The following is a 23,863-nucleotide window of genomic DNA, read 5'->3' as shown; positions in this document are numbered from 1 at the left end:
TTCCGGCGCAGGCGGTCCGGGTTTCGCGGGCGTTGCGCCCGGAGGGCCGGCCCCCTGCCCCGCGGGGACCGGATGGCCCACAATGGCGCCCGTGACAGCGCTTACAGGACGGCCCGGGGTGGAGGACCTCGTGCGGGCGGCGCTCGGCCGCGCGCCCGGACCCGCGGCCGAGGACCTGCTGGCCCGGGCGCGTCGCTGGGGGCCGGACCTCGAGGCCGGGGTGCGTGCCGTGTTCACCCCCGACGTCGCCGACGACCTGCTCGCCCGCCTGGCCGCGATCGCGGTGGAGGGCTGGCGCGCCCGGCCCGAGCGGCTGCGCGCGCGCGATCGCGAGCGCCTGCTGCGCCCCGACTGGTTCCAGCAGCCCGACGCGGTGGGCTACGTGGCCTACGCCGACCGCTTCGCCGGCACGCTGGCCGGGGTCGCCGAGCACGTCGACTACCTGCGCGAGCTGGGCACCACCTACCTGCACCTCATGCCGCTGCTGCGCCCGCGCGCGGGCGCCAACGACGGCGGCTACGCCGTGGCCGACTACCGCGAGGTGCGCGACGACCTCGGCACCATGGCCGACCTCGAGTCGCTGGCCGCGACGCTGCACGAGCACGGCATCGCGCTCACCATCGACCTGGTGCTCAACCACGTCGCCCGCGAGCACCCGTGGGCCGTCGCCGCCCGCGCCGGCGAGCAGCGCTACCGCGACTACTTCCTCGTGTTCCCCGACCGCGAGACGCCGGACCGCTACGAGCGCACGCTGCCCGAGGTGTTCCCGGACTTCGCCCCCGGCAACTTCACGTGGGACGCCGAGCTCGACGGCTGGGTCTGGACGACGTTCAACGACTACCAGTGGGACCTCAACTGGGCGAACCCCGACGTCGTGTGCGAGTTCGCCGACCTCGCCCTGTTCCTCGCCAACCGCGGCGTCGACTGCCTGCGGCTCGACGCGATCGCGTTCGTGTGGAAGCGCATGGGCACCGACTGCCAGAACCAGCCGGAGGTGCACGGCCTCACCCGCGCGCTGCGCGCGGTGGCGCGGATCGCCGCGCCCGCGCTGGTGTTCAAGGCCGAGGCGATCGTGGGCCCGGCGCAGCTCGTGCACTACCTCGGCGTCGGCGAGTACGCCGGCCACGTCTCGGACCTCGCCTACCACAACAGCCTCATGGTGCAGATCTGGTCGGCGCTGGCCACGCGCGACGCCCGGCTGCTGGTCACCGCGCTGGAGAAGTTCCCGCCCAAGCCCACCACCACCGCGTGGGCCACGTACCTGCGCTGCCACGACGACATCGGGTGGGCGATCGACGACGCCGACGCGCGCGAGGTCGGCTGGGACGGCTTCTCGCACAGGCGGTTCCTGTCCCGCTGGTACCTCGGCGACTTCCCGGGCTCGTTCGCGCGGGGCGCGGCGTTCCAGGTGAACGAGGCCACCGGCGACGCGCGCACGAGCGGCACGGCCGCGAGCCTGGCCGGCGTCGAACAGGCCCTGGCCGAGGGCGACGTCCCGATGCTCGAACGCGCGGTGCTGCGGCTGCGCTGCGCCTACGCCCTCGTCTACGGCTTCGGCGGGATCCCGTTGCTGTACATGGGCGACGAGCTCGGCCTGCTCAACGACGAGGCGTACCTCGACGAGCCGGAGCACGCGGACGACAACCGCTGGATGCACCGGCCGCGGATGCCGTGGGCGGTCGCGCGCGACCGCGAGGACGTGACCACCGTGGCCGGGCGGATGTTCGGCGTCCTGCGCCACCTCGCCCAGGTGCGCGCGGCACTGCCCGCGCTGCACGCCGCGGTGGAGTCCGTGCCGGTGCACACGTCCAACCCCGCGGTGCTCGCCGTCGTCCGGCGGCACGCGGCCGGCGACCTCGTGCAGCTCTACAACGTCTCCGAGGACTGGCAGCGCTGCGACGCCGGCGTGCTCGGCACGCTGCGCCACCGCGCGCTCGTCGACCACCTCGGCGGAGAGGTGCCGAGCACCGAGGACGGCCAGCTCGTGCTGCCGCCCTACGCCGCGGCCTGGCTCGGCGCCGAGGCAGCTCGAGCCTGAGGAGGACGCCCGCCGGATCCTGCTGCGCCGCACGGGATTCCGGGCGCTGCTTCCGGAGCTGTCCGGCTCGTGGGACGACCGGTGTCCGGCTCCCGGAATGCCGCGCGGGGCGCTCCGGGGTGTGGCTAGGTTCCCCATCCTGATCGAGGAGGCGGGGGACATGAGCACCACACCCGTGGGGCTGACCGGTGTCGTCAGCGGCGCCGTCGGCGCCGGGCTGACCGGCGAGGTCGTGCTGCCCGTCCGCGGGGGGACCGAGGCCTTCACCGCCTACCCCGCAGTGCCGGGCGACGCGCTGGCCGTGGGCTCGCTCGCCGTCGTCGTCGAGTTCGCGCCGCCGCGCACGGTGTACGTCTCGCCGGCGTACGCGCCCTAGCAGCCCCGTAGTCCCGCTCGCCGTCGTCGGTCCCGGACCGCGCGGCTCCTCACGGCGCCCGGCGCCGTCCACCCGTGCCACGCCCGTCGTGCGCACGACCTCGTCACCCGTGCCACGGCTCTCGTGCGCACGGCGCTCTCCACCCGTGCCACGGCTGTCGTGCGCACGGCCCGTCCCTGCCCGCACCCGCGGGCGCGAAGGAGTGATCCGTCATGCCGTTCGTCGCTGTCGTCGGCGTCGCTGCCGTCGTCGCGCTGCTCGTCGTCGTCGTGCTGTTCAAGATGACGTGGCGCGTCGCCGAGCCCAACCAGGCGCTCATCGTCACCGGGCTCGGCGCCCGCGGCGAGAGCGAGGCGGGCGCCGACTTCAAGATCGTGGTCGGGAAGGGCGCCGCCGTCGTCCCCGGCTTCCAGGTGGCCCGGCGGCTCTCGCTCGACTCGCGCTCGACGCGGCTCGAGGTCGACTGCGTGACCCAGCAGGGAATCGCCCTGACCGTCCGCGGGGTCGTCATCTACAAGGTGGGCGACGACCCGAGGTCGATCTCGAACGCGGCCCGCCGCTGGCTCGACCAGCAGCAGGTGATGAACGCGACGATCCACGACGTGTTCTCCGGCCACCTGCGCTCGATCGTGGGCGGCCTGACCGTGGAGGAGATGATCCGCCAGCGGGAGCGGCTGACCAACGAGGTGCGGGCGTCGTCGTCCGACGAGATGGCCAAGCTGGGGCTCCAGGTCGACTCGCTCCAGATCCAGGAGATCGACGACGCCACGGGCTACATCGTCAACCTCGGCGCGCCGCACGCGGCCGCCGTGGCGGCGGCGGCCCGGATCGCGCAGGCGCAGCGCGACCAGGAGGCGACGCAGGCCGAGCAGGAGGCGAGCGCGCTCAAGGCCGCGGCCGTGCGCGAGGCGTCGATCAAGCAGGCCGGCTTCCAGGCCGAGGTCGACCGGGCCCGCGCCGCGGCGCAGCAGGCCGGCCCGCTCTCGGAGGCGATGGCCCGGCAGGACGTCGTCGTCGCCGAGACGAGGGCGGCCCAGCTCTCGGCCGACCTGGCCGAGAAGCGCCTCGAGTCCGACGTCCGCAAGCCGGCGGACGCCGAGGCCTACCGCCAGCGCACGCTGGCCGAGGCCGACCGCGACGCACGGGTGTTCGCGGCGGAGGCGGCCAAGCGCGAGACGGAGCTGACCGCGGTGGCGCAGGCCACGCGCGTGACCACCGAGGCCGAGGCGCGGGCCGCCGCCACGCGCGCCACCGGCGAGGCGGAGGCCGCGGCCACCCAGGCCACGGGTCTCGCGGCCGCGCGGGCGACCGAGGCGGCGGGGCTCGCGACCGCCGCGGCCACCGAGGCGCAGGGCCTGGCCGAGGCGCGTGCCATCCAGGCACGTGCCGACGCGCTGGCGCACAACCAGGAGGCGGTGATCGCCCAGCAGATCGCGCAGGACTACGCGGCGATCGTGGCCGCCGGGGCCTCGGCGTTCCAGGGCATCGACTCGTTCGTGGTGCTCAACGGGGCCGAGGGCGTGCAGGACGCGCTCGCGCAGCTGGTGGCGAGCGGGGGCAGCGCGCTCTCGGTGGCCAAGCAGTTCCTGGCCGGTGTCCCGGCGCGCCCGGCGGCGCCGGTCCCGGACGGCGCGCACGCCCGGGCCGCGACGCCCACCGCGCCGTCGCCCGCGAACGCGGTCGCCGCGCCGGCCGCGCAGGTCTGAGCCGCCCCAGGGGTGGCCGGGAGCACGCGCTCCCGGCCACCTCCGGGCGGTCCGGCGGGGCACGGCGGGGTCACGATCGCTGTGACGGGTGGTGTCCGTGTGACTGGTGGGACTACCGTCGGTCGGGCCGCCGCGTCCCTCCGGCGGTCCGCCAGCCGCCCGGGAGGCCAGCGTGGCCCGCGTCCGAGGAAGCGCCCGACCGCGTCGTGCGGTCGCGTCCGTCCTCGGCGGCCTGCTGGCCCTCGGGCTGCTCGGTCCCGCGCCCGCCGGCGCCACGCCGCACGGGCCGCCCGGCTCGCCGCCGAGCGCCGCCTCGGTCCGGCGCGCCCACGACGCCGCGGTCGCCGCGGCCGCGCGGCTGACCCGGGCCCGTGCCCTCGTCGCCGCCGCGCAGCGCCGCCTCGACGCCCTCGACACCCGGGTGGAGCAGGCCGTCGAGCGGTGGGACGCCGCCCGGGCCGAGGCGGACGCCGCGGCGGGCCGGCTCGCGACGGCGCAGGCGGCCGCCCGGGCCGCGCAGGACACCGCCGCCGGCGCGCAGGCCGACGTCGACCGCCTCGCCGCGGCCAGCTACCAGGTGGGCGCCGACCTCAGCGGCGGCCTGGGCCAGTGGGCCGCCGTCGTCGACAGCGTGTTCCGCCCGGGCGGCATCTCGTCCCTGGCCGACCGCGTCGCCGCGGTGGGCGCGGTGACCGCGAGCCGCCGCCACGACCTCGACTCCGCCGTCACGCTGCGCCTCCAGGCGGCGCAGGCGCTCGCGGCCGCGGCCCGCTCGAGCGCGGACCTGGCCGCCACCCGCGACCGCGTGGCCGCCGCGGCCACCGCGGTGCAGGACCTCGAGGCGTCCCAGCGCGACGAGGTCGCCCGGCTCACCGCGCAGCGCGACACCGCCGCCCGCCTGCTCGCCGGCGCCCAGACGCGGGAGTCACGGCTGGCCGCGGCCCGGGCCGAGGCGCTGCGCCAGGCGCGCGCCCGGCGCCTCGCGGCCGCGCGTGCGGCCGCCGCCGCGGAGGCCGCCCGGCTCGCGCGCGAGCACGCCGGATCCGGCGGACGCCCGCCCGCCGACAGCGGGGGAGCGCCGCGGGCCTGGCCGCAGGGCCGCTCGGTCACCACGCAGGCGCAGCGGCTCGGCGCCCTGGCCTTCGCGAAGACCCAGCTCGGCAAGCCGTACGTCGCCGGGGAGCACGGCCCCGACGGCTACGACTGCAGCGGGCTCACCTCGGCGTCGTACGCCCACGTCGGGGTGTCGATGATCCAGTACTCCCAGGCGCAGTTCGCCGCGGGCGAGAAGATCCCGGTCTCCCGGCTGCGCCCCGGCGACCTGGTCTTCTTCGCCACCGACCCCAACGACTGGGGCACCATCCACCACGTGGGCATGTACGCCGGCAACGGCCTCATGGTGGAGGCGCCGCACACCGGCGACCACGTCAAGTTCCAGACGATCTGGCAGTCCGAGCTCGTGCCCGTGGGCGCCCGCCCCTGACCCCCTCGTCGTTACTGCCGGAAAGCGCGGAGACCGGCGCGGGTTTCCGGTCGTTGCGGCAGTAACGACGGCTCAGTGGGAGGCGTCCTCGATCTCGGACTCGGCCTGGGCCTCGTGCTCCTGGTGACGGCGCAGCGACTCGTGGATCTCGGCCTCGGCCTCGGCGCGCCCGGTCCACGAGGCGCCCTCGACCGACTTGCCGGGCTCGAGGTCCTTGTAGACCTCGAAGAAGTGCTGGATCTCCAGCCGGTCGAACTCGGGCACGTGGTGGATGTCGCGGATGTGCTCGAGGCGGGGGTCGCCCGCCGGGACGCAGAGCACCTTGTCGTCGCCGCCGGCCTCGTCGGTCATGCGGAACATGCCGATGGCCCGGCACCGGATGAGGCAGCCCGGGAAGGTCGGCTCGTCGACGAGCACCATGGCGTCGAGCGGGTCGCCGTCGAGGCCCAGGGTGCCGTCGACGAACCCGTAGTCGTGCGGGTAGCGCGTGGAGGTGAACAGCATCCGGTCGAGCCGGATGCGACCGCTCTCGTGGTCGACCTCGTACTTGTTGCGGCTGCCTGCGGGGATCTCGATGGTGACGTCGAACTCCACGGCGGTGTCACTCCTGGCGTCGGACGGGCCGCGGCCGCACGGGTCCGTCGGGACGTCGGCGTCGCGTGGTGGGCGGTCCGGCGGAGGCCGGGCCGTCGCCTAGTGTTCCGCACACGGCAGCCTTCGCGGGCCGCTCCGGGACGATGACGTGACCGGAGTCACGCGGGCGACACGAGGACGGGGGACGACGGTGGGCGCAGGGGTCCGGGCGGCGCGACCGCGCCGGCTCGTCGCGGTCGCCGCGGCGCTGGTCGCGGCGGCGGTCGCCGCGGGCCCGGCGGCCTCGGCGTCCCCGGCGCTGCTCGCCGCACCCGCCGTGCCGCCCGTGCCCGCGACGGTGCTCCCGGCCACCACCGGAGCGCTCACCGGCCCCGCCCCGGTCGACACCGCGCTGGTGGCGCAGGTGCGCGCCGCGCTCGGCACCCGCGCGCTCGGCCCGGACGTGGCCGCCGACGTCATCGACGTCGCGACGGGCACGCGCATCGTGGGGCTCGCGCCGACGCGGCCGCAGAAGCCGGCCAGCACGCTCAAGCTGCTCACGGCCGTCACGGTGCTGCGCGCCCTGGGCGACGACGCGCGGCTCTCGACCCGGGTGGTGCAGGGCGCGACCCCGCGCGACGTCGTGCTGGTGGGCGGGGGCGACGCGACGCTCACCCGCGCGCCTGCCCCGAGCCCCGTAGCCGGCCAGGCCGCGCGGCCGGCGAGCCTGAGCGCCCTGGTGGCCGCGACGGTGAAGGCGCTGCACGCCTCCGGCCGCGGCTCGGTCACCGTCCACGTCGACGACTCGCTGTTCACCGGCCCGCGCACGGCGGCCGGCTGGCCCTCGGGGTACGTCTCCTCCGGCGTCATCGGGCCGGTGTCCGCGCTCTCGGTCGACCAGGGCCAGCGGTCCGCGAGCAGCCGGTCGCGCGACGCCGACCCCGCGCTGGCCGCCGGCGACGCCTTCGTCGCCGGCCTGCGCGCCGCGGGGATCACGGTGCTCGGCGCGGTGACGCGGGTGCGCGCGGCCAGCGGGGCGCAGCAGCTCGCCGAGGTGCAGAGCCCCACGGTCGCCCAGCTCGTCGAGCGGATGCTCACCGAGTCCGACGACACGCTCGCCGAGGCGCTGGCCCACCTCGCCGGCGGTGCGCTCGGCGGCGCGGCCAGCTTCGCCGGCGGCGCCGCGGCCACAACCGCCACGCTCACCTCGCTCGGCGTCCCCGTGGCCGGCGTCCACCTCGAGGACGGCAGCGGGCTGTCGCTCCAGGACGTCGTGCCGCCCGCCACCCTGGTGCGCACCCTCGCCGCGATCGCCGCGGACGCACCCCCCGCGGGCGCGACGGCGGGCGTGCTGTGGCCGGCGTCGTCGGGCCTGCCCGTGGCCGGCGCGACCGGCACGCTCGCGCTGCGCTTCGGGGCGTCGGGCACCACGCAGGGCCGCGGCGTGGTGCGGGCCAAGACCGGCACGCTCACCGGCGTCGACTGCCTGGCGGGCCTGGTCCGCGACCCGCACGGGCGCCTGCTCGCGTTCGCCTACCTCGCCGACCGCACCGTCGGCCCGCAGCTCGACTCGCGCACGGCGCTCGACCGGGCCGCCGCGGCCCTCGCGGGCTGACCGGTCGGGCGGGTCCCGCGCCCGCGCCGCTGACGTAGGGTCGCCGGGTGGAGGTCATCGACTGGGGGCTCGCCCGCTCCACCGGGCGCCGGGTCGCGGCGTCCGGCCCCTCCTCGACGCCGGAGGCCGCCCGCTCCGCAGTCGCCGAGCTGCGCGCCCTCGCCCGCTACGCCGAGGGCCCGGTCCGCGAGCGCACCGGCCTGTCCGCGGGCGCGGCCGGCGAGGCGGTCGTGGTCGACCGCACGAGCTGGATCGACAGCAACGTCGACGGCTTCCGCGTGGTGCTCGCGCCCCTGCTCGAGCGCATGGCCACCGAGCAGCCCTCGGTCGTCACCGCGGTCGGGTCGCGGGTGACCGCGCTCCAGATGGGCGGCGTCCTGGGCTACCTGTCGAGCAAGGTGCTGGGCCAGTTCGAGGCGTTCACCGCCTCCGGCGACGGCCGGCTGCTGCTGGTGGCGCCCAACATCGTCGCGGCCGAGCGGCAGCTCGGCGTCGACCCGCGCGACTTCCGGCTGTGGGTGTGCCTGCACGAGGAGACCCACCGCGTGCAGTTCGGCGCCGTGCCGTGGCTCGGCCCGCACCTCGTCGGCGAGATCCACGACTACCTCATGCTGAGCGAGGTCTCCGCCGGCGACGCCGCGCGCCGCTTCGCCAAGGCCCTCACCGCGGTGCTGGCAGCGGTGCGGGGCGAGGAGAACGCATCGATCGTGGACGCCGTGCAGTCGCCCGAGCAGCGCGTCGTGCTCGACCGCATCACCGCGCTCATGAGCCTGCTCGAGGGCCACGCGGACCACGTCATGGACGACGTGGGCCCGGAGATCGTCCCGACGGTGGCCACGATCCGGGCCCGGTTCGAGCGACGCCGCTCCGAGCCGGGCGCCGTCGACGGCCTCGCCCGCCGCGTGCTCGGCCTCGACGCGAAGCTGCGCCAGTACACCGAGGGCCGTGCCTTCGTGACCGGCGCCGTGGGTCTCGTGGGCCGCGACGGCTTCAACCGGGTCTGGGAGCGCGCGGAGAACCTGCCCACCCGCGACGAGGTGCTCGACCCGTCCGCGTGGTGCGCGAGGGTCGCGCCGGACCTCCTCGCATGAGCGACCCGCGCCTGCTGGTGCGGCGCGCGGTCCGCGAGGACCTCGCCGGCCCGTCCGGTGCGGACGCCGTCCCCGCCGACGCCCTGGTGCTCGTGGCGTGCAGCGGCGGGGCGGACTCCCTGGCCCTGGCCCTTGCGGCGCGGGCCGAGCGCTCGCGGGTGGGTGCCGTCGTCGTCGACCACGGACTGCGCGCCGGGTCGGCCGACGAGGCTTCCGCCACGGCCGAGCAGCTGCGAGCGGCCGGCCTCGACCCGGTGGAGGTCGTCGCCGTCACCGTGCCGGAGGACTCCGCCGACGGGCCGGAGGCCGCGGCCCGCGAGGTGCGCCACCGGGCCCTGCACGCCACCGCCCTGCGGCTCGGCGCCGCGGCCGTGCTCCTCGGGCACACCCTCGACGACCAGGCCGAGACGGTGCTGCTGGGCCTGGCGCGGGGCTCGGGCCTGCGCAGCCTCGCCGGCATGCCGCGGGCCCGCGGGCTGATCCGGCGTCCGCTGCTCGACCTGCGCCGCGACGTCGTCCGCGCCTCCCTCCCCGCCGACGCGGTGGTGGTGGACGACCCCCACAACGCCGACGACCGCTACACCCGGGCCCGGGTGCGCCACCGCGTGCTGCCCGTGCTCGAGCGCGAGCTCGGGCCCGGCGTCGCCGAGGCCCTGGCCCGCACGGCGGCCCTCGCCCGCGACGACGCCGACGCCCTGGCCGAGCTCGCCGACGAGGTGGTGTGGGACCTGCTGCACGGCGCGCGCGACGAGGGCACGCTCGACGTCGACTCCCTCGCCGGGCTGCACCGGGCGGTGCTCTCCCGGGTGGTGCGCACGTGGCTGGTGGACGCCGGCTGCCCGCCCGGGTCGCTGTCGGCCGCGCACGTGCGCCGCGTCACCGCGCTGGTCACCGCCTGGAAGGGGCAGGGCGGCGTCGCGCTGCCGGGCGGTGTCGAGGCCTACCGCGCCTATGGGAGGCTCTGCACGCGGCCGACCGCACCGCCCCTCGCGGGCGGCGTCCGTCCCGGGCAAGCGGGCGCCGGCGCGCGCAGCGGCGTCCTCCCTGACTGACCGACTCCCACCGAACCGCCAGGAGACCCGATGGATGCCGCCAGCCTCGGAGCCGACCTCGAGAAGGTCCTCGTCGACGAGGACGCGCTCGGCGCCAAGGTGCGCGAGCTGGCCGCCCAGATCGACGCCGACTACGCCGGCAAGGACCTCCTGCTCGTCGGCGTGCTCAAGGGCGCGGTGATGCTCATGGCGGACCTGTCCCGGGCGCTCGAGGCGCCGGTGGAGATGGACTGGATGGCCGTCTCGTCCTACGGGTCGGGCACGAAGTCCTCCGGCGTGGTGCGCATCCTCAAGGACCTCGACCGCGACATCACCGGGCGGCACGTGCTCGTGGTCGAGGACATCCTCGACTCCGGGCTCACGCTGTCGTGGCTGCTGCGCAACCTGCGCTCGCGCGGGCCGGCGTCGGTCGAGGTGCTCACCATGCTGCGCAAGCCGGACGCCGTGAAGGTGGCCGTCGACGTCCGCTACGTCGGGTTCGACATCCCCAACGAGTTCGTGGTCGGCTACGGCCTCGACTACGCCGAGAAGTACCGCAACCTGCGGGTGGTCGGCACCCTGGCCCCGCACGTCTACAGCTGAGCCGCCGCGTTCGCCCGGGGTGAACCCGGGAACCCGGGCCCGCCGGGGCGCGTCGTCCCTGCTGAACAGCGGGCCGCTCGGCCCACCGCGGGACGGCAGCGCGTCGTCCTCCGGTGTACCGTCGAGGGACTCGTGAGGCCCGGCCGGACCCCCCGGCCGCCCCAGGGCCAGCACCGGTGAACGGCAGGAGGGACGGGGCCACGGGCCCCGCGTCATGGACATCAGACGTTTGCTGCGCGGGCCGATCGTGTGGATCGGGATCGCCGTCCTGCTCGTGATCCTGGCCAGCAGCCTGCTCACCAACGTGGGCGGCCCCAAGGACGTGAGCAGCTCGGTGGTGGTCTCCGCCATCCAGAACGGCGAGGTCTCCTCCGCCACGCTCACCGACCGCGACCAGCTCATCCAGGTCACCCTCGACAAGGCGATCACGCTGCCCGACGGCAGCACGGTCGGGGTCGGGGACAAGATCCGCGCCCAGTACGTCGACGGCCAGGGCGTGCAGCTCCAGCAGGAGCTCCAGAAGCAGGTCGACGCCGGCACCATGAAGGACGGCTACACGATCGAGGTCCCGAAGGACAGCGTCCTGCTCGGGCTGCTCTACACGCTGCTGCCGGTGGCGCTCATCGTCCTGCTGCTCTTCTTCTTCATGGGGCAGATGCAGGGCGGCGGCAACCGCATCATGAACTTCGGCAAGTCCAAGGCGAAGCTCGTCAACAAGGACATGCCCAAGACGACGTTCGCCGACGTCGCCGGCGCCGACGAGGCGGTCGAGGAGCTCCAGGAGATCAAGGAGTTCCTCCAGGAGCCCGCGAAGTTCCAGGCGGTCGGCGCCAAGATCCCCAAGGGCGTGCTGCTCTACGGCCAGCCCGGCACCGGCAAGACGCTGCTCGCGCGCGCCGTCGCCGGCGAGGCCGGCGTCCCGTTCTTCTCCATCTCCGGCTCGGACTTCGTCGAGATGTTCGTCGGCGTCGGCGCCAGCCGGGTGCGCGACCTGTTCGAGCAGGCCAAGGCCAACGCCCCGGCGATCGTCTTCGTCGACGAGATCGACGCCGTCGGCCGCCACCGCGGCGCGGGCCTCGGCGGCGGGCACGACGAGCGCGAGCAGACCCTCAACCAGCTGCTCGTCGAGATGGACGGCTTCGACGTCACCGGCGGCGTGATCCTCATCGCGGCCACCAACCGCCCCGACATCCTCGACCCGGCGCTGCTGCGCCCGGGCCGCTTCGACCGGCAGATCGCCGTCTCCGCCCCGGACATGGCCGGGCGCGCCCAGATCCTGGGCGTGCACGCCAAGGGCAAGCCGCTCGCTCCTGGCGTCGACCTCGAGGCCGTGGCCCGGCGCACCCCCGGCTTCACCGGTGCGGACCTGGCCAACGTCCTCAACGAGGCGGCCCTGCTCACGGCCCGCAGCGGCCTCAAGCTCATCGACAACAGCCAGCTCGACGAGGCGATCGACCGCGTCATCGCCGGCCCGCAGCGGCGCACCCGCCTGATGAGCGAGCACGAGAAGAAGATCACCGCCTACCACGAGGGCGGCCACGCCCTGGTGGCGGCGGCGCTGCCGGGCACCGACCCGGTCCACAAGATCACGATCCTGCCGCGGGGCCGCGCGCTCGGCTACACGATGGTGCTGCCGGACCAGGACAAGTTCTCCACCACCCGCGCCGAGATGCTCGACCAGCTCGCCTACATGCTCGGCGGCCGCGCCGCCGAGGAGCTCGTCTTCCACGACCCCACCACGGGCGCCTCCAACGACATCGAGAAGGCGACCGCGGTCGCGCGGGCCATGGTCACGCAGTACGGCATGACCGAGCGGCTCGGCGCGATCCGCTACGGGCAGGAGCAGGGCGAGGTGTTCATGGGCCGCGACTTCGGCCACACCCGCGACTACTCCGAGGACGTCGCCGCCGCCATCGACCAGGAGGTGCGGGCGTTCATCGACACCGCGCACCACGAGGCGTTCGAGATCCTCGTCGACAACCGCGACGTCCTCGACGCGCTCGTCGTCGAGCTGCTCGAGAAGGAGACGCTCGACAAGGCCGACGTCGCGCGGATCTTCGAGCCGCTGCGCCGCCGCCCCGAGCGGCCGGCGTGGACCGGCTCGGCCCGCCGCAGCCCGAGCGAGCGCGGCCCGGTCATGACGCCGAAGGAGATCGAGGCCCTGGCCAACGGCTCGGCCAACGGCTCCAGCAACGGCAGCGTCCACGTCGCGCCCACGAACGGCAGCGGGCTCGCGGGCGCCGACGTGCCCGGCGACGCCGGCTCGCCCGACGCGGGGGCGTGACCCGGCGGTGACCGGCGAGGCGCACGCGGGGGTCGATCCTGTCCACGTGCCGGACGTCGTGCCCGGCGCGTTCGACGCCCCACGCGTCGAGGCCGCCGTCCGCGAGCTGCTCATCGGCATCGGCGAGGACCCGGACCGCGACGGCCTGCGCGACACCCCGGCCCGCGTGGCCCGGTCCTACGCGGAGATGTTCGCCGGCCTGCGGCAGCGGCCCGACGACGTCCTGACCACGACGTTCGACCTCGGCCACGACGAGATGGTCCTCGTGCAGGACATCGAGGTGTACTCCACCTGCGAGCACCACCTCGTGCCCTTCCACGGCGTGGCGCACGTGGGCTACATCCCCGGGGCGGACGGGCGCATCACCGGGCTGTCCAAGCTGGCCCGGCTGGTGGAGGTCTTCGCGCGCCGCCCGCAGGTGCAGGAGCGGCTCACCACCCAGATCGCCGACGCGCTGGTGCGCCTGCTCGAGCCGCGCGGGGTCATCGTCGTCATCCAGTGCGAGCACCTGTGCATGTCGATGCGCGGCATCCGCAAGCCGGGGGCGCGCACGACCACCAGCGCCGTGCGCGGACAGCTGCGCGACCCGGCCACGCGCGCCGAGGCGATGAGCCTCATCGTCGGCTGAGCGCGGCATGCGCGACGACCGTCACCCCCTCGGCCTGCCGTCCCGACTGGCGGCGCTGGACCGCTGCCTGGTGATGGGCGTGCTCAACGTGACGCCGGACTCGTTCTCCGACGGCGGCCGCTGGCTCGACCGCGACGACGCGGTGGCGCACGGGCTGGCGATGGTGCGCGACGGCGCGGACCTCGTGGACGTCGGCGGCGAGTCCACCCGTCCCGGCGCGGTGCGCACCGACCCCGGCACCGAGCTCGACCGCGTGCTGCCGGTGGTGCGCGACCTCGTCGGCGCGGGCGTCGTCGTCAGCATCGACACCATGAGGGCCGAGGTGGCGCGCGCCTGCGTCGAGGCGGGCGCCGCGGTGGTCAACGACGTCAGCGGCGGGCTGTCCGACCCGGGCATCCTGCCCACGGTCGCCTCGCTCGGCGTCCCCTACGTCGCCATGCACTGGCGCGGCTACGGCGACCGCATGCACGAGCTCGCGGTCTACGACGACGTCGTCGACGACGTGGTCGGCGAGCTGGCGGCCCGCGACGCGGACGCGGTGGCGGCCGGCGTCGACCCGCGGTCGGTGGTGCTGGACCCGGGCCTCGGCTTCGCCAAGGAGGCCGCGCACAACTGGGCGCTGCTGCACCACCTCGACCGGCTCCTGGCGCTGGGGCGCCCGGTGCTGCTCGGCGCCTCGCGCAAGCGGTTCCTGGGCACGCTCCTCGCGGCCGACGGCGAGCCCCGCCCCCTGGACGCGCGCGACGACGCCACCGACGCCGTGAGCGCCATCGCCGCGCTCGCCGGCGCCTGGTGCGTGCGCGTGCACGACGTGCGCGGCAGCCGCGACGCCGTCGAGGTGGCCGCGGCCTGGGCGCGCGGATGATCCGGTGGGTGCGCGCCGCACGGCGCGGAGCGGGCTGCGGGCACGGCGAGAGGTGGGTGGCGTGAGGTTCCCCGACGGGCTCGACCGCGTGGCGGTGCACGGCATCCGCGGCACCGGCCACCACGGCGTGCTCGAGTCCGAGCGCCGCGACGGCCAGACCTTCGTGGTCGACGTCGTGCTCGGCGTCGACACGCGTCCCGCGGCGGCCTCCGACGACCTCGCCGACACCGTGGACTACTCCGCGGTCGCGGCGCGGGTGCTCGAGGTCGTGGAGGGTCCGCCGTGCGACCTGGTGGAGACCGTCGCGCAGCGCGTGGCCGACGTGTGCCTGTCGTTCGCGGGGGTGGAGGCGGTCGAGGTCGTGCTGCACAAGCCCGAGGCGCCCGTCGGGGTCCCGTTCCACGACGTCGCCGTCACGATCGTGCGGTCGCGGTGAGGCGGGTGGCCCTCGGTCTCGGCGCCAACCTCGGCGACCGGGTGGCGGCGCTGCAGCGCGCGGTGGACCTCCTCGCCCCGCGGCTGGCCGGCGCGGTGGTGTCCTCGGTCTACGAGACCGCGCCGGTGGGCGGCCCGGCCCAGCCCGACTACGCCAACGCCGTGCTCGTGGGCGACAGCGACGCCGAGCCCCGCGAGGTGCTCGCGTGGGCGCAGGAGGCGGAGCGGGCGGCCCACCGCACCCGTGAGGTGCGGTGGGGGCCGCGCACCCTCGACGTCGACGTCCTCGCGGTGGGCGACGTCGTGAGCGAGAACCCCGGGCTGACCCTGCCGCACCCGCGGGCGCACGAGCGCGCCTTCGTGCTCGTGCCGTGGGCCGAGGCCGATCCCGGCGCGGTGCTGCCCGACGGCCGCTCGGTGGCGGCGCTCGCCGCCGCGCTGGACCCCGGGCCGGACGGCGTCCGCCGCCGCGACGACGTGCACCTGGAGGTGAGCCCGTGACCCCCACCCGGCTGCGACTGCTCGTGGCGGTCGCCGTCGTGTCGGCCGCCGTGGGCTGGGCCGTGGCACGGCTCGTCGACGCGTGGGGCTCGACCTCGCTCGCGGTGCCGTGGACCGCCCCGGCGGTGCTCGTGGTGCTCGCGCTGGCCATCGGGCTGTGGGCGCGCGGCACGCGCGACCGGCTGGCCCACAAGACCGGCACCCGGCCGATGGAGCCGATCGTGGCGGCGCGCTCGGCGGCCCTCGCGATGGCCGCGTCGCGCGCCGGGGCGGTCGTGGCCGGCTTCTACGTGGGGGTCGGGGTGTCGTTCATCCCGATGTGGAGCGTGGCCTACGCGCGGGAGCGGATCCTCATCTCGGGCATCGCCGCGGCGTCCGCCGTGCTCGTGGTGCTGGCGGCGCTGTGGCTCGAGCGGGTGTGCCGGCTGCCACCCGACGACTCCGACGAGCCGACCCCCTAGGGTGCGGGCATGAGCGACGACACGGTGCTCGAGGACCTGCCCTACGACGAGCTGCGCGACCGCGCGTTCGAGATCGCCGAGCAGCGGCGCGACGTCGGGTTCTTCGTCGACCTGTTCAACCACACGCCCGCGATGCTCGACGCCTCGGACGAGGGCGGCTCGCTCGGCGACATCAGCGGGAGCCTGGTCGAGACCGTTCGTGCCGCGCGCCAGGTGTTCGCCGGGGAGTCGGTGGGCGACCTCGAGCCGCTGTTCCGGGCCCGGTTCGCCACCTACATCCGCGAGCACGGGGGCTGACCCGGCTAGAAGTGCCGGCCGCGCACCGCCTCGCCCCTGCGCCGTACGCCGTTGCGCTCCACCGGCGCCCCCGAGCGCAGCCGGGCCGCCGCGCGCAGGCCGCCGAGCGGTGACTCCGCGAGCCACACCGAGCCGCCGCCGGCCTGGGCGAGCGAGGCGACCACGGCCAGCCCCAGCCCGCTGCCCTGGCCGTCCTGCGTGCCGCGCCAGAACCGGTCGAAGGCGCGCTCGCGGTCCTCGGGCGGCAGGCCCGGCCCCTCGTCGTCGACGAAGATCAGCACGCCGCCCGGCTCGCTGCGGACCGACACGATGATGCGGCTGCCCTCCGGCACGACGCCGAGGGCGTTGTCGACGTAGTTGTCGATGATCTGCTCGGCCGCGCTGGGCACGACCTGCGCCACCGCCATGCCGGGGGCGTCGAGCTCGATGCGCACGGACCGCTCGTCGGCCAGCGCCTGCCAGGCCTCGACGCGGTCCGCGGCCACGGCCGTGATGTCGACCGGCACGGTCTGCTGGTCGCGGTTGTCCGCGCGCGCGAGCACGAGCAGGCCGTCGATGAGTCGCTGGAGCCGGTCGATCTCGTCGCGCGCGGCGTCGAGCTGCACGGTGGCCGCGGCGTCCGGGGGGATCTGCTCGGCGGCGCTCTCCAGCCGCAGGCGCAGCGCGGTGAGCGGGGTGCGCAGCTGGTGCGAGGCGTCGCCGGCGAACCCGCGCTGGGAGTCGACGACGCCCTGCACGCGTTCGGCCATCGTGTTGAACGACGTGGCCAGCTCCTCGAGCTCGCCGCCGCCCGCGACCGCGGCCCGGGCGGTGAGGTCGCCCTCGGCGATGAGCTCCGCGGCGTCGCGCAGCCGCCGGATGCGGTCGGTGGCGTAGGAGGCGACGAGCAGGGCGATGAGGCCGGCGCAGACCAGCGTGATGAGCGCCGCGAGCTCGATGCCGTGCACCGTCGAGCTGATGCTGTCCTCGACCTGGCTGGCCGGGTAGGACAGCCGCACCGCCCCGATCACCGTGCTGCCGTAACGCACCGGGACCGCGAAGTAGTACAGCGTCTGACCGAGGGTCTCCGACGACCTCTCGCCGCCCGACTTCGGGTCCTGGCCCGCCAGGGCCATGGCGATCTCGGGCCGGTTGGTCACGAAGTCCTCGCCGATGCGCGAGGGGTCCGTGTGGGCGACGACCGTCCCGTCCTGGTCCACCACCACGAGGACGGAGGACGTCGCCACGCTCATCTCCGACACCCGGTCCTGGAGCTCCTGGCGGAGCTTGGTCTGGTCGGCCGGTGTTGGGGCGCCGGGGCTCCCGGGAGGGAGCAGCGACGGGATCGCGTACCCCGCCAGCGCGAACGCCGAGCTCTGGTAGGTGCTCAGGAACTTCGACTGCGCCACCGTGGTGATGTAGTTCGCCAGCGGCACCATCTGGATCCCGAGGACCAGGGCGGTGAACACGACGAGCACCGCCACGAGCCGCCACCTCATGCGCGCACCGTCCCGGGGCCAGGGCTCACGGGGAGCCGAGACGGAAGCCGACCCCGCGGACCGCCTCGACCCAGGCGGGGTCGCCGAGCTTCTTGCGGATCGCCGCCACGTGGGCGTCGACGGTCTTGGTGGCGCCGTACCAGTGCCCGTCCCACACGTGCTCGAGGATCTCCGTGCGCCGGCGCACGGCCCCGGGGTCGTCGGCGAGGAACGCGAGGACGTCGAACTCCTTGGCGGTGAGCGAGACCTCCTCGCCGTCCACGTGCACCCGCTGGGTGCGCCGGTCGACGGTGAGCCGGCCGATCTCCTGGACGCCGACGGCCGCGGTGGCCGGTGCCGCCTGGGTGCGCCGCATGACGGCCTTGATGCGGGCGGCGAGCTCGCGCAGCCCGAACGGCTTGACGAGGTAGTCGTCCGCGCCGAGCTCGAGCGCGATGACGCGGTCGGCCTCGTGGCCGCGCGCGCTCACCACGATGATCGGGACCTCCGAGGTGGCCCGCATGCGCCGGCACACGTCCTGGCCGTCCATGTCCGGCAGGCCGAGGTCGAGCAGCACGACGTCGGGGGCGGAGGCGGAGCCCACGGTCTCGAGGGCCGCGGTGCCCGTGGTGACCAGGTCCACCTCGAAGCCGAGGGCCTCGAGGCCGTCGCGGGAGGACGCGGCGAGGGCCGCGTCGTCCTCCACCATCAGGATGCGCACGGGGCCATTGTGTACGGCCGGTCGGGCCGGGACCTCCAGGAGAGGTCACGGTTCGCGATCTTCGACGTTCCTTGGACGTCCGGACGGTTCTTGCGGGGTCGGCCGCCCCTACCGTGGGACCGTGCGAGGACTGTCATGAGGCGGGTGAGCGGCGTCACGCTGCTCACCGTGGCCGGCGTCCTCGGGGCGTCGGTGGTCGCCTACGGCATCAACACCGAGCTCCTCGCCCCCCCGTCCTACTTCTCCACCCAGTCCTCGGCGCAGGTGCTGCCCGCCGACCGGCCGGGCAGCCCGTCGTCCGCCGACCCTGCGGGGACGGGTGCCGACGGCGCCGGCCCCGAGGCCGGCGAGGCCTCGGGCCTCGCGGTCGGCCCCACCCCGAGCCCGGCCGGGCCGGGCGCCCAGGGCGGCTCGTCCGGCGACGGGTCCTCCGCGGGCTCCGGGAACCGTCCGGCCGGCGTCGTCGGGCCGCGGGCCACGCAGGCGCTGCGTCCCCAGGCCGTGCGCGGCGGCGGGTCGAGCACGCGGCCCCGCACCTCGACCCACGCGCCGGAGTCGGGCTACCCGTGGTACGGCCACCACCGCTCGGGGAGCGCGTCGCCGAGCCCCACGGAGACCCACGACCACGAGTCGTCGAGCCCCTCGCCGAGCAGCACGGGCGAGCACAGCGGCGGCGGCGGGGGCTGGTCGGACGACTGACCGCGGCGGCGCGCCCTGCGGCGCGATCCACCCGTGGCGCCCGGCCTCGACGTACCCTCGACCCCATGGCACGGCGATCCCAGGCACGCCATGCCCGGCCCACGGGCCGGCGCGCGGTGGAGTCCGCCTACGCCGCCCTCCAGCACGACGTGGTCGACCTGCGGGCCGACGCCTACCGCGACCGGCTCGAGCTGGTGCGGCTGACCACCCTCGTGGAGGGTCTGCTCGGCCACGTGCAGCAGCTGACCCAGGAGCTCGTCGCCCTGCGCCACGAGCTGCACGCCGCGCGGTCGCAGCCGCCGCAGCGCGACCCCGCGCTCGAGCTGCTCGCCGCCGAGGTGGCCTCGCTGCGCGCGACCGTCGCCGAGCAGGAGCGCCGGCTGGCCCTGGCCGCCGACCAGCTGCTCGCCGTCCGCACCGAGTCCGAATCGGCAGCCCCGGTGCCGCAGGCGGTCGACGTGGAGCCGGCCCCGCCCGTGGTCGCGCCGGCCGCCGCAGCCCCGCCCGCCCCGCTCGCCCCGGCTCCGGCGCCTGCGTCTCCCGCCCCCCTCGCGCCGCCCGCCGCGCTCCCTGCCGCCGCTGCCCCGCCCGCACCTGTGCCGACGTCCGTGCCTGCGGCCCCCGCGGCAGAGCCGGAGCGCCCGCTGGCCCCGGCCGCCACCGCGTCCGTCGCTTCGCCGGCACCGGCACCGACCGCCGGCCCGGAGCCGGCCGAGCCCGCCGTCGTCAGCCTCACCGGGATCCCGGCGAGCGTCTCGGCCGCGGCGGCGGAGATGGGCCGACGCGAGCCGATGCTCGCCGAGATGGCCGGCGGCGGCAGCGTGCGCACCCTCGCCCCGCCTGCGCCGTTCGAGCCGGAGCCGGCCCGCCCGGACGACGCGCGGCCCCTCGACGACGAGACGGTGGCCCGGCTGCGCATGATCCGCGAGTCGTTCGGCCGCTGAGCCCGGGCCCGGACCTCAGGACACCGGCGTCCCGCTGACGTAGGACACGGCGGCCAGCACGTCCGACGACGTCCAGTTGGGCTCGGGCGCCGCGCTCTCGTTCTGGAGGCCCTGCGGCGACAGGAAGCCCTGCAGCGTCGAGGGCACGTCGCTCGGGGTGCCGATCGACGGGGTGCCGTTGACCAGCCAGCGCTCGTGGCCGTCGGGGCCGATGACGATCACGACGTCCTGGTGGTCGACGTCGTAGGTGAGCGGCTTTCCGGTGAGCCAGTCCTTGGGCAGGGGCTTCTCGGTGATCGGCACCGGCTCGAGCGACACCCCGAACTGCTTCCAGAGCGCCTCGATGTCGCTCTGGGTGCCGGTGAGGAAGCTCCAGCGCGGGGTGGCGCCGAACAGCTTCTGGTAGGCCTTGAGGTGGGCGACGTCGTCGCGATTCGGGTCGACCGTGGTCTCGAGGATCACGACGTCGGAGCGGTTCGCCTTGGCCAGCGCGCCCGACACCTGGCTCATGGCGGCGCTGGTGAGCGGGCAGATCTCCTGGCACTGGGTGAGGAAGTCGGCGAGCACCACGGTCTTGCCGGCGTAGGCCCCGAGCGTGACGGTCGTGCCGTCCTGGTCCACCAAGGGGATCGACGCCGTCGCTGCGGGCACGGCGAGGTCGAGCACGGTGCCGTTGGGCAGGCTCGGGCCGCTCGAGGACGGCACGACGACGTCGGCCGGGCCGGCGGTGCCCCCGGTGGCGCATCCGGCCAGCAGCGCGGCCAGCGCCGCCGCCGCGAGCCCGAGGCGGGCCGCCCGTCGTCGCCGTGCCGCCGCAGGTGCGGGCGTGGCGGACGGGGCGGCGGCGGTGGGCGGGGGGAGGGGCACCGGACGACAGTACGTCGCGACGTAGGCTGCCCGGGTGCACAGGGGGGTCCTTCCGCGTCTGGCCGCGGTCGCCGCGTGCGTGCTCGCGCTGGCGGCCTGCTCCTCCGCGGGCGACGCCGGCACCCGTGTGACGGACGGGTCGTCCACGGGGCAGGCGGCGCTCGGCGTCGGCGTCACCGAGTACGCCGCCGGCCAGCGCCCCACCATCCCGGACCTCACCGGCCCCACCCTCGACGGGTCCACGCTCACGCTGTCGTCGCTGCACGGTCATGTCGTGGTGCTCAACGTGTGGGCGTCGTGGTGCGGCCCGTGCCGGGAGGAGGCGCCGCTGCTGGCGAAGGTCGCCGGCGCGACGCGCTCCGCGGGGGTGCGCTTCGTGGGCATCGACGAGCAGGACCGCCCCGAGGCGGCGAAGGCCTTCAGCACCAGCGCGGGGACGACGTACCCGCACATCCTCGACCCGGACGGCACGCTGCTCACCAGCCTGCGCATCGTGCCGAGCACCGGCGTCCCGAGCACGCTGGTGCTCGACACCACGGGTGCGGTGGCCGCGCGCGTGATCGGCCCGGTCGACGAGGCCACGTTCCAGTCCCTCGTGCTGTCGGTCGCCGGGGGTGCGAGCGGGGCCGCCTCGGCGTCCGCGAGCTCGTCGGCGTCGGCGTCCGGCGCGGGCTGACGTACAGCCGGGTCTCATTTGTGTCGCAATCCGTGACCTGATCACCCGGACGGCCCTACTGTTCGGCGTCACCTGCGAGCCCGCGGACCTGGGGGGAACCTGACCGTGGCCACGACCCTCGCGACCGTCCCCCAGCACGCCGGGGCGGTCGCCACCGCGCGCGCGTACGTGGCGCTCACCAAGCCGCGCATCATCGAGCTGCTGCTCGTCACCACCCTGCCCGCCATGTTCCTCGCGGCGCAGGGCCTGCCGTCGCTGCGGCTCACGATCGAGACGCTCGTGGGCGGCACGCTCGCGGCCGGCAGCGCCAACGCGCTCAACTGCTACCTCGACCGCGACATCGACGCCGTGATGCGACGCACCTCCATGCGCCCGCTCGCGGTGGGCGGCGAGACGCCGTCGGTGTCGCCGCGTGCGGCACTGGTGTTCGGCCTCGTGCTGGGGGCCGTGTCGCTCGCGCTGCTGTGGGAGACCACCAACCCGCTGGCCACCTGGCTCACCCTCGCGGCGATCGTGCTCTACGTGCTCGGCTACACCGTCGGGCTCAAGCGGCGCACGTCGCAGAACATCGTGTGGGGCGGCACCGCCGGCTGCATGCCGGTGCTCATCGGCTACGCGGCCGTCACCGGCACGCTGTCGTGGTCCGCGGTCCTGCTGTTCCTCGTGGTGTTCTTCTGGACGCCGCCGCACTTCTGGGCGCTGGCGATGAAGTTCCGCGACGACTACGCCGCGGCCGGGGTGCCGATGCTCCCCGTCGTCGCCTCGCCGCGCCGGGTGTCGGTGCACATGGTCGCCCACTCGTGGGCGATGGTGGCCTGCTCGCTCCTGCTCGTGCCGGTGTCCGGCGCGGGCTGGGTCTACACCGTGTCGGCCGCCGTGCTCGGCGCGGCGTTCCTGCGCGAGGTGCACCTGCTGCGCCGCCGCGTCGTGCGCGGCGAGGACCCCCGGTCGATGCGCCTGTTCCACCTGTCGATCAGCTACCTGAGCCTGCTCTCGCTCGCCGTGGTGGTCGACGTCGTGCTGCACCTGCCCCTGTGAGGCACCTGCCCCTGTGAGTCGCCGGCCGCGCGTGACGCCGCCACGTCGCTGACGCGCGGCCACCCCGACCCGGTCGTGGGCATGGCGAGGACCGGATCGGATCAGAACGGCGGCCGCTCCGGCGGATCGGTGGTGCGCGGCGCGGAACTGGTCGCGCCGCCTTCCTCCCCGTCGGTACCGGGTCGTGCGTCCACGACGCCGGGCGGGGCGGGCGCGTCGACCGTGGGCGGTGGGTCGGGTCGTCGTGGTTCCAGGGCCGGCTGGGCCGGGATCCGGATGCGTTGCCGCCATCGGGTGACCCACGTTCCGGATCCGTCCGGGGCGCTGTCCTCGATCGTCGCGTGGCCGGCGGTCTTGACCTGGTGGCAGCGGGAGCACAGGCCGCCGCAGTTGGCCGTGTCGCTGGACCCTTCGGGGAACGGGAGTGCGTGGTCCATCTCCTGAGCGCGTCGGGTGCAGCCGGGTCGCCGGCAGATCGGGTCGCGGTGCAGCACGTGCTCACGCAGGGCGGCCGGGAGGTACTGGCGGGTGCCGTAGTCGAGCAGGTGCCCGTCCACCGGATCCACGACCAGGCGTCGCCAGTGCTCGGCCACCCCGGCGACCTCACGGGCGATCTGCGCCGGGATAGGAGTCCCGTTGAGCAGTGCGAGTCCGTCGCGCTCGCCGCGCAGGGTGTCGAGGTCCATCACCACGTGCACCTCGGTCTGCGTCCGTGAGGCGTCGTAGACCACCGCGCCCTCCTCGTCGCGGGTCCCGAGCACGAGGGCGGCGAGCGCGTCCGCGCGGCAGGCTCCCGAGGCGGCGTCCTCGTTCCCGGCCCGGAGAGCGTCGGCACCACCTCGCTGAGCGCGCAACGCCTTGCCCGCCGCCTCGATCGCGTCGAACACGGCGTCGATCACCGGCGCCTGGTGCGTGACACCCAGGAACGCCATCCCGTCGCCGATCGGCTGCCGGTACACGTCCCGCGTCGCGGCGGCCTTGTGGGCCCGGACCGTGGCGTCGGGGTCGTGGCGCGCGATGAGCTTGTCGAGGTGCTTGCGCAGCTCCGAGGCGGTCAGCGTGCGCGCCTTCTGCAACGCCGCCGCCTCGATGGTCGCGAGGACCTCGGGGTCGGTCATGTACCGGGTCGCATCGACCAGCGCGGCGCAGTGCCGCTCGGTGATCTCGCCGGCGGCCAGCGCGGCACGGAACGCGGGGAAGATCTCCTTGAGCGCGAGTGCGCGGCCGATCTCCTTCGACGCGCCGCAGGCGCTGTTGCGGGTGGCGTAGGCGACCTCCTGCTCGGCCGCGGCCTCCGCGTACGAGCTGCTGACCCTCGGGTCCGGGCACGCCGTGTTCGCGAACGCGGCCTCGGCCGCCAGACGCAGCGACGCGAGGCGGGCTTCGAGCCGGGTCGCCACGGAGAGGTAGTCGATCAGCTCGGCCGGCTCGGTGATCGCCTCGACGTCGACCTGCTCGAGCAGGATCAGGTCGG

General features: G+C 75.6%; 22 protein-coding genes and 1 pseudogene. 17 read left to right on the top strand and 6 right to left on the bottom strand.

The window, feature by feature from the left end; all coding sequences use genetic code 11:
• The first annotated feature begins 82 nt into the window (after nt 1-82).
• The 4 genes from GC157_03655 (at nt 83) to GC157_03640 (ending at nt 5,603) form a co-directional block, all read left to right on the top strand.
• On the top strand, nt 83-2,038 hold the full coding sequence (locus GC157_03655) for an alpha-amylase (GenBank protein ID MBI1376564.1): 1,956 nt from the start codon (nt 83-85) through the stop codon (nt 2,036-2,038).
• 160 nt (nt 2,039-2,198) lie between these two features.
• Nucleotides 2,199-2,414, top strand: a complete 216-nt coding sequence (locus GC157_03650) for a hypothetical protein (protein MBI1376563.1) — start codon at nt 2,199-2,201, stop codon at nt 2,412-2,414.
• A gap of 212 nt (nt 2,415-2,626) precedes the next feature.
• Complete coding sequence (locus tag GC157_03645; GenBank protein MBI1376562.1) at nt 2,627-4,120, top strand: flotillin family protein; 1,494 nt, start codon at nt 2,627-2,629, stop codon at nt 4,118-4,120.
• Between the two features lie 172 nt (nt 4,121-4,292).
• Complete coding sequence (locus GC157_03640; protein ID MBI1376561.1) at nt 4,293-5,603, top strand: hypothetical protein; 1,311 nt, start codon at nt 4,293-4,295, stop codon at nt 5,601-5,603.
• Nucleotides 5,604-5,675: 72 nt separating this feature from the next.
• On the opposite strand, the gene GC157_03635 is transcribed toward GC157_03640, so the two are convergent.
• Nucleotides 5,676-6,197 (bottom strand): inorganic pyrophosphatase, encoded by a 522-nt coding sequence (locus tag GC157_03635; protein ID MBI1376560.1) that lies wholly within the window; start codon nt 6,195-6,197, stop codon nt 5,676-5,678.
• A gap of 148 nt (nt 6,198-6,345) precedes the next feature.
• On the opposite strand from GC157_03635, the gene dacB reads away from it, so the two are divergent.
• From dacB to GC157_03585, 10 genes and pseudogenes are all read left to right on the top strand, one after another.
• Nucleotides 6,346-7,791: a D-alanyl-D-alanine carboxypeptidase/D-alanyl-D-alanine-endopeptidase gene (dacB, locus tag GC157_03630; protein MBI1376559.1), complete on the top strand. Its 1,446-nt coding sequence runs from the start codon at nt 6,346-6,348 to the stop codon at nt 7,789-7,791.
• A gap of 47 nt (nt 7,792-7,838) precedes the next feature.
• On the top strand, nt 7,839-8,882 hold the full coding sequence (locus GC157_03625) for a coenzyme F420 biosynthesis-associated protein (protein MBI1376558.1): 1,044 nt from the start codon (nt 7,839-7,841) through the stop codon (nt 8,880-8,882).
• Complete coding sequence (gene tilS / locus GC157_03620) at nt 8,879-9,934, top strand: tRNA lysidine(34) synthetase TilS (protein ID MBI1376557.1); 1,056 nt, start codon at nt 8,879-8,881, stop codon at nt 9,932-9,934. Before GC157_03625 ends, tilS begins: the two co-directional genes overlap by 4 nt.
• A 30-nt stretch (nt 9,935-9,964) precedes the next feature.
• Nucleotides 9,965-10,516, top strand: a complete 552-nt coding sequence (gene hpt, locus GC157_03615; protein ID MBI1376556.1) for a hypoxanthine phosphoribosyltransferase — start codon at nt 9,965-9,967, stop codon at nt 10,514-10,516.
• Nucleotides 10,517-10,730: 214 nt separating this feature from the next.
• Nucleotides 10,731-12,800, top strand: coding sequence for an ATP-dependent zinc metalloprotease FtsH (gene hflB, locus GC157_03610; protein MBI1376555.1), 2,070 nt, complete (start codon nt 10,731-10,733; stop codon nt 12,798-12,800).
• A 7-nt stretch (nt 12,801-12,807) separates the two neighbouring features.
• Nucleotides 12,808-13,428, top strand: coding sequence for a GTP cyclohydrolase I FolE (folE, locus tag GC157_03605; GenBank protein MBI1376554.1), 621 nt, complete (start codon nt 12,808-12,810; stop codon nt 13,426-13,428).
• A gap of 73 nt (nt 13,429-13,501) precedes the next feature.
• Complete coding sequence (gene folP / locus GC157_03600; GenBank protein ID MBI1376553.1) at nt 13,502-14,293, top strand: dihydropteroate synthase; 792 nt, start codon at nt 13,502-13,504, stop codon at nt 14,291-14,293.
• A 61-nt stretch (nt 14,294-14,354) separates the two neighbouring features.
• A pseudogene (gene folK, locus GC157_03595) lies at nt 14,355-15,229 on the top strand (2-amino-4-hydroxy-6-hydroxymethyldihydropteridine diphosphokinase).
• Complete coding sequence (locus tag GC157_03590; protein ID MBI1376552.1) at nt 15,100-15,690, top strand: DUF3180 family protein; 591 nt, start codon at nt 15,100-15,102, stop codon at nt 15,688-15,690. The pseudogene folK and the gene GC157_03590 overlap by 130 nt, the downstream one beginning before the upstream one ends.
• A gap of 9 nt (nt 15,691-15,699) precedes the next feature.
• Nucleotides 15,700-15,987, top strand: a complete 288-nt coding sequence (locus GC157_03585) for a hypothetical protein (GenBank protein MBI1376551.1) — start codon at nt 15,700-15,702, stop codon at nt 15,985-15,987.
• A 5-nt stretch (nt 15,988-15,992) separates the two neighbouring features.
• On the opposite strand, the gene GC157_03580 is transcribed toward GC157_03585, so the two are convergent.
• Both GC157_03580 and GC157_03575 read right to left on the bottom strand, forming a co-directional pair.
• On the bottom strand, nt 15,993-17,465 hold the full coding sequence (locus GC157_03580; GenBank protein ID MBI1376550.1) for a HAMP domain-containing protein: 1,473 nt from the start codon (nt 17,463-17,465) through the stop codon (nt 15,993-15,995).
• 25 nt (nt 17,466-17,490) lie between these two features.
• Nucleotides 17,491-18,153 (bottom strand): response regulator, encoded by a 663-nt coding sequence (locus GC157_03575; GenBank protein ID MBI1376549.1) that lies wholly within the window; start codon nt 18,151-18,153, stop codon nt 17,491-17,493.
• A gap of 156 nt (nt 18,154-18,309) precedes the next feature.
• Here GC157_03575 and GC157_03570 point away from each other — a divergent pair, with 156 nt between their 5' ends.
• The gene (locus GC157_03570; protein ID MBI1376548.1) at nt 18,310-18,864 is read left to right on the top strand and encodes a hypothetical protein; all 555 of its coding nucleotides are present in this window, start codon (nt 18,310-18,312) and stop codon (nt 18,862-18,864) included.
• 172 nt (nt 18,865-19,036) lie between these two features.
• On the opposite strand, the gene GC157_03565 is transcribed toward GC157_03570, so the two are convergent.
• A complete protein-coding gene (locus GC157_03565; GenBank protein ID MBI1376547.1) occupies nt 19,037-19,600 on the bottom strand; it encodes a hypothetical protein in 564 nt (187 codons plus the stop codon).
• 223 nt (nt 19,601-19,823) lie between these two features.
• Nucleotides 19,824-20,675: a hypothetical protein gene (locus tag GC157_03560; GenBank protein ID MBI1376546.1), complete on the bottom strand. Its 852-nt coding sequence runs from the start codon at nt 20,673-20,675 to the stop codon at nt 19,824-19,826.
• Between the two features lie 34 nt (nt 20,676-20,709).
• Between GC157_03560 and GC157_03555 the strand changes: the two genes are divergently transcribed.
• Entirely contained in the window at nt 20,710-21,351 is a 642-nt protein-coding gene (locus GC157_03555; protein ID MBI1376545.1) for a redoxin domain-containing protein, read from the top strand.
• Between the two features lie 105 nt (nt 21,352-21,456).
• Nucleotides 21,457-22,389 carry a protoheme IX farnesyltransferase gene (locus GC157_03550; protein MBI1376544.1) on the top strand — a complete coding sequence of 311 codons (933 nt, stop codon included), beginning with the start codon at nt 21,457-21,459 and terminating at the stop codon, nt 22,387-22,389.
• Between the two features lie 101 nt (nt 22,390-22,490).
• Here GC157_03550 and GC157_03545 read toward each other — a convergent pair.
• Nucleotides 22,491-23,863: DUF222 domain-containing protein (locus GC157_03545; GenBank protein MBI1376543.1), on the bottom strand; the 1,373-nt coding region annotated here is incomplete at its 5' end.

The sequence above is a fragment of the Frankiales bacterium genome, assembly GCA_016125335.1.
GTDB lineage: Bacteria > Actinomycetota > Actinomycetes > S36-B12 > CAIYMF01 > Longivirga.
Note: the sequence above shows the minus strand (reverse complement) of the source record. Positions and strands in the feature narration are given on the sequence as shown.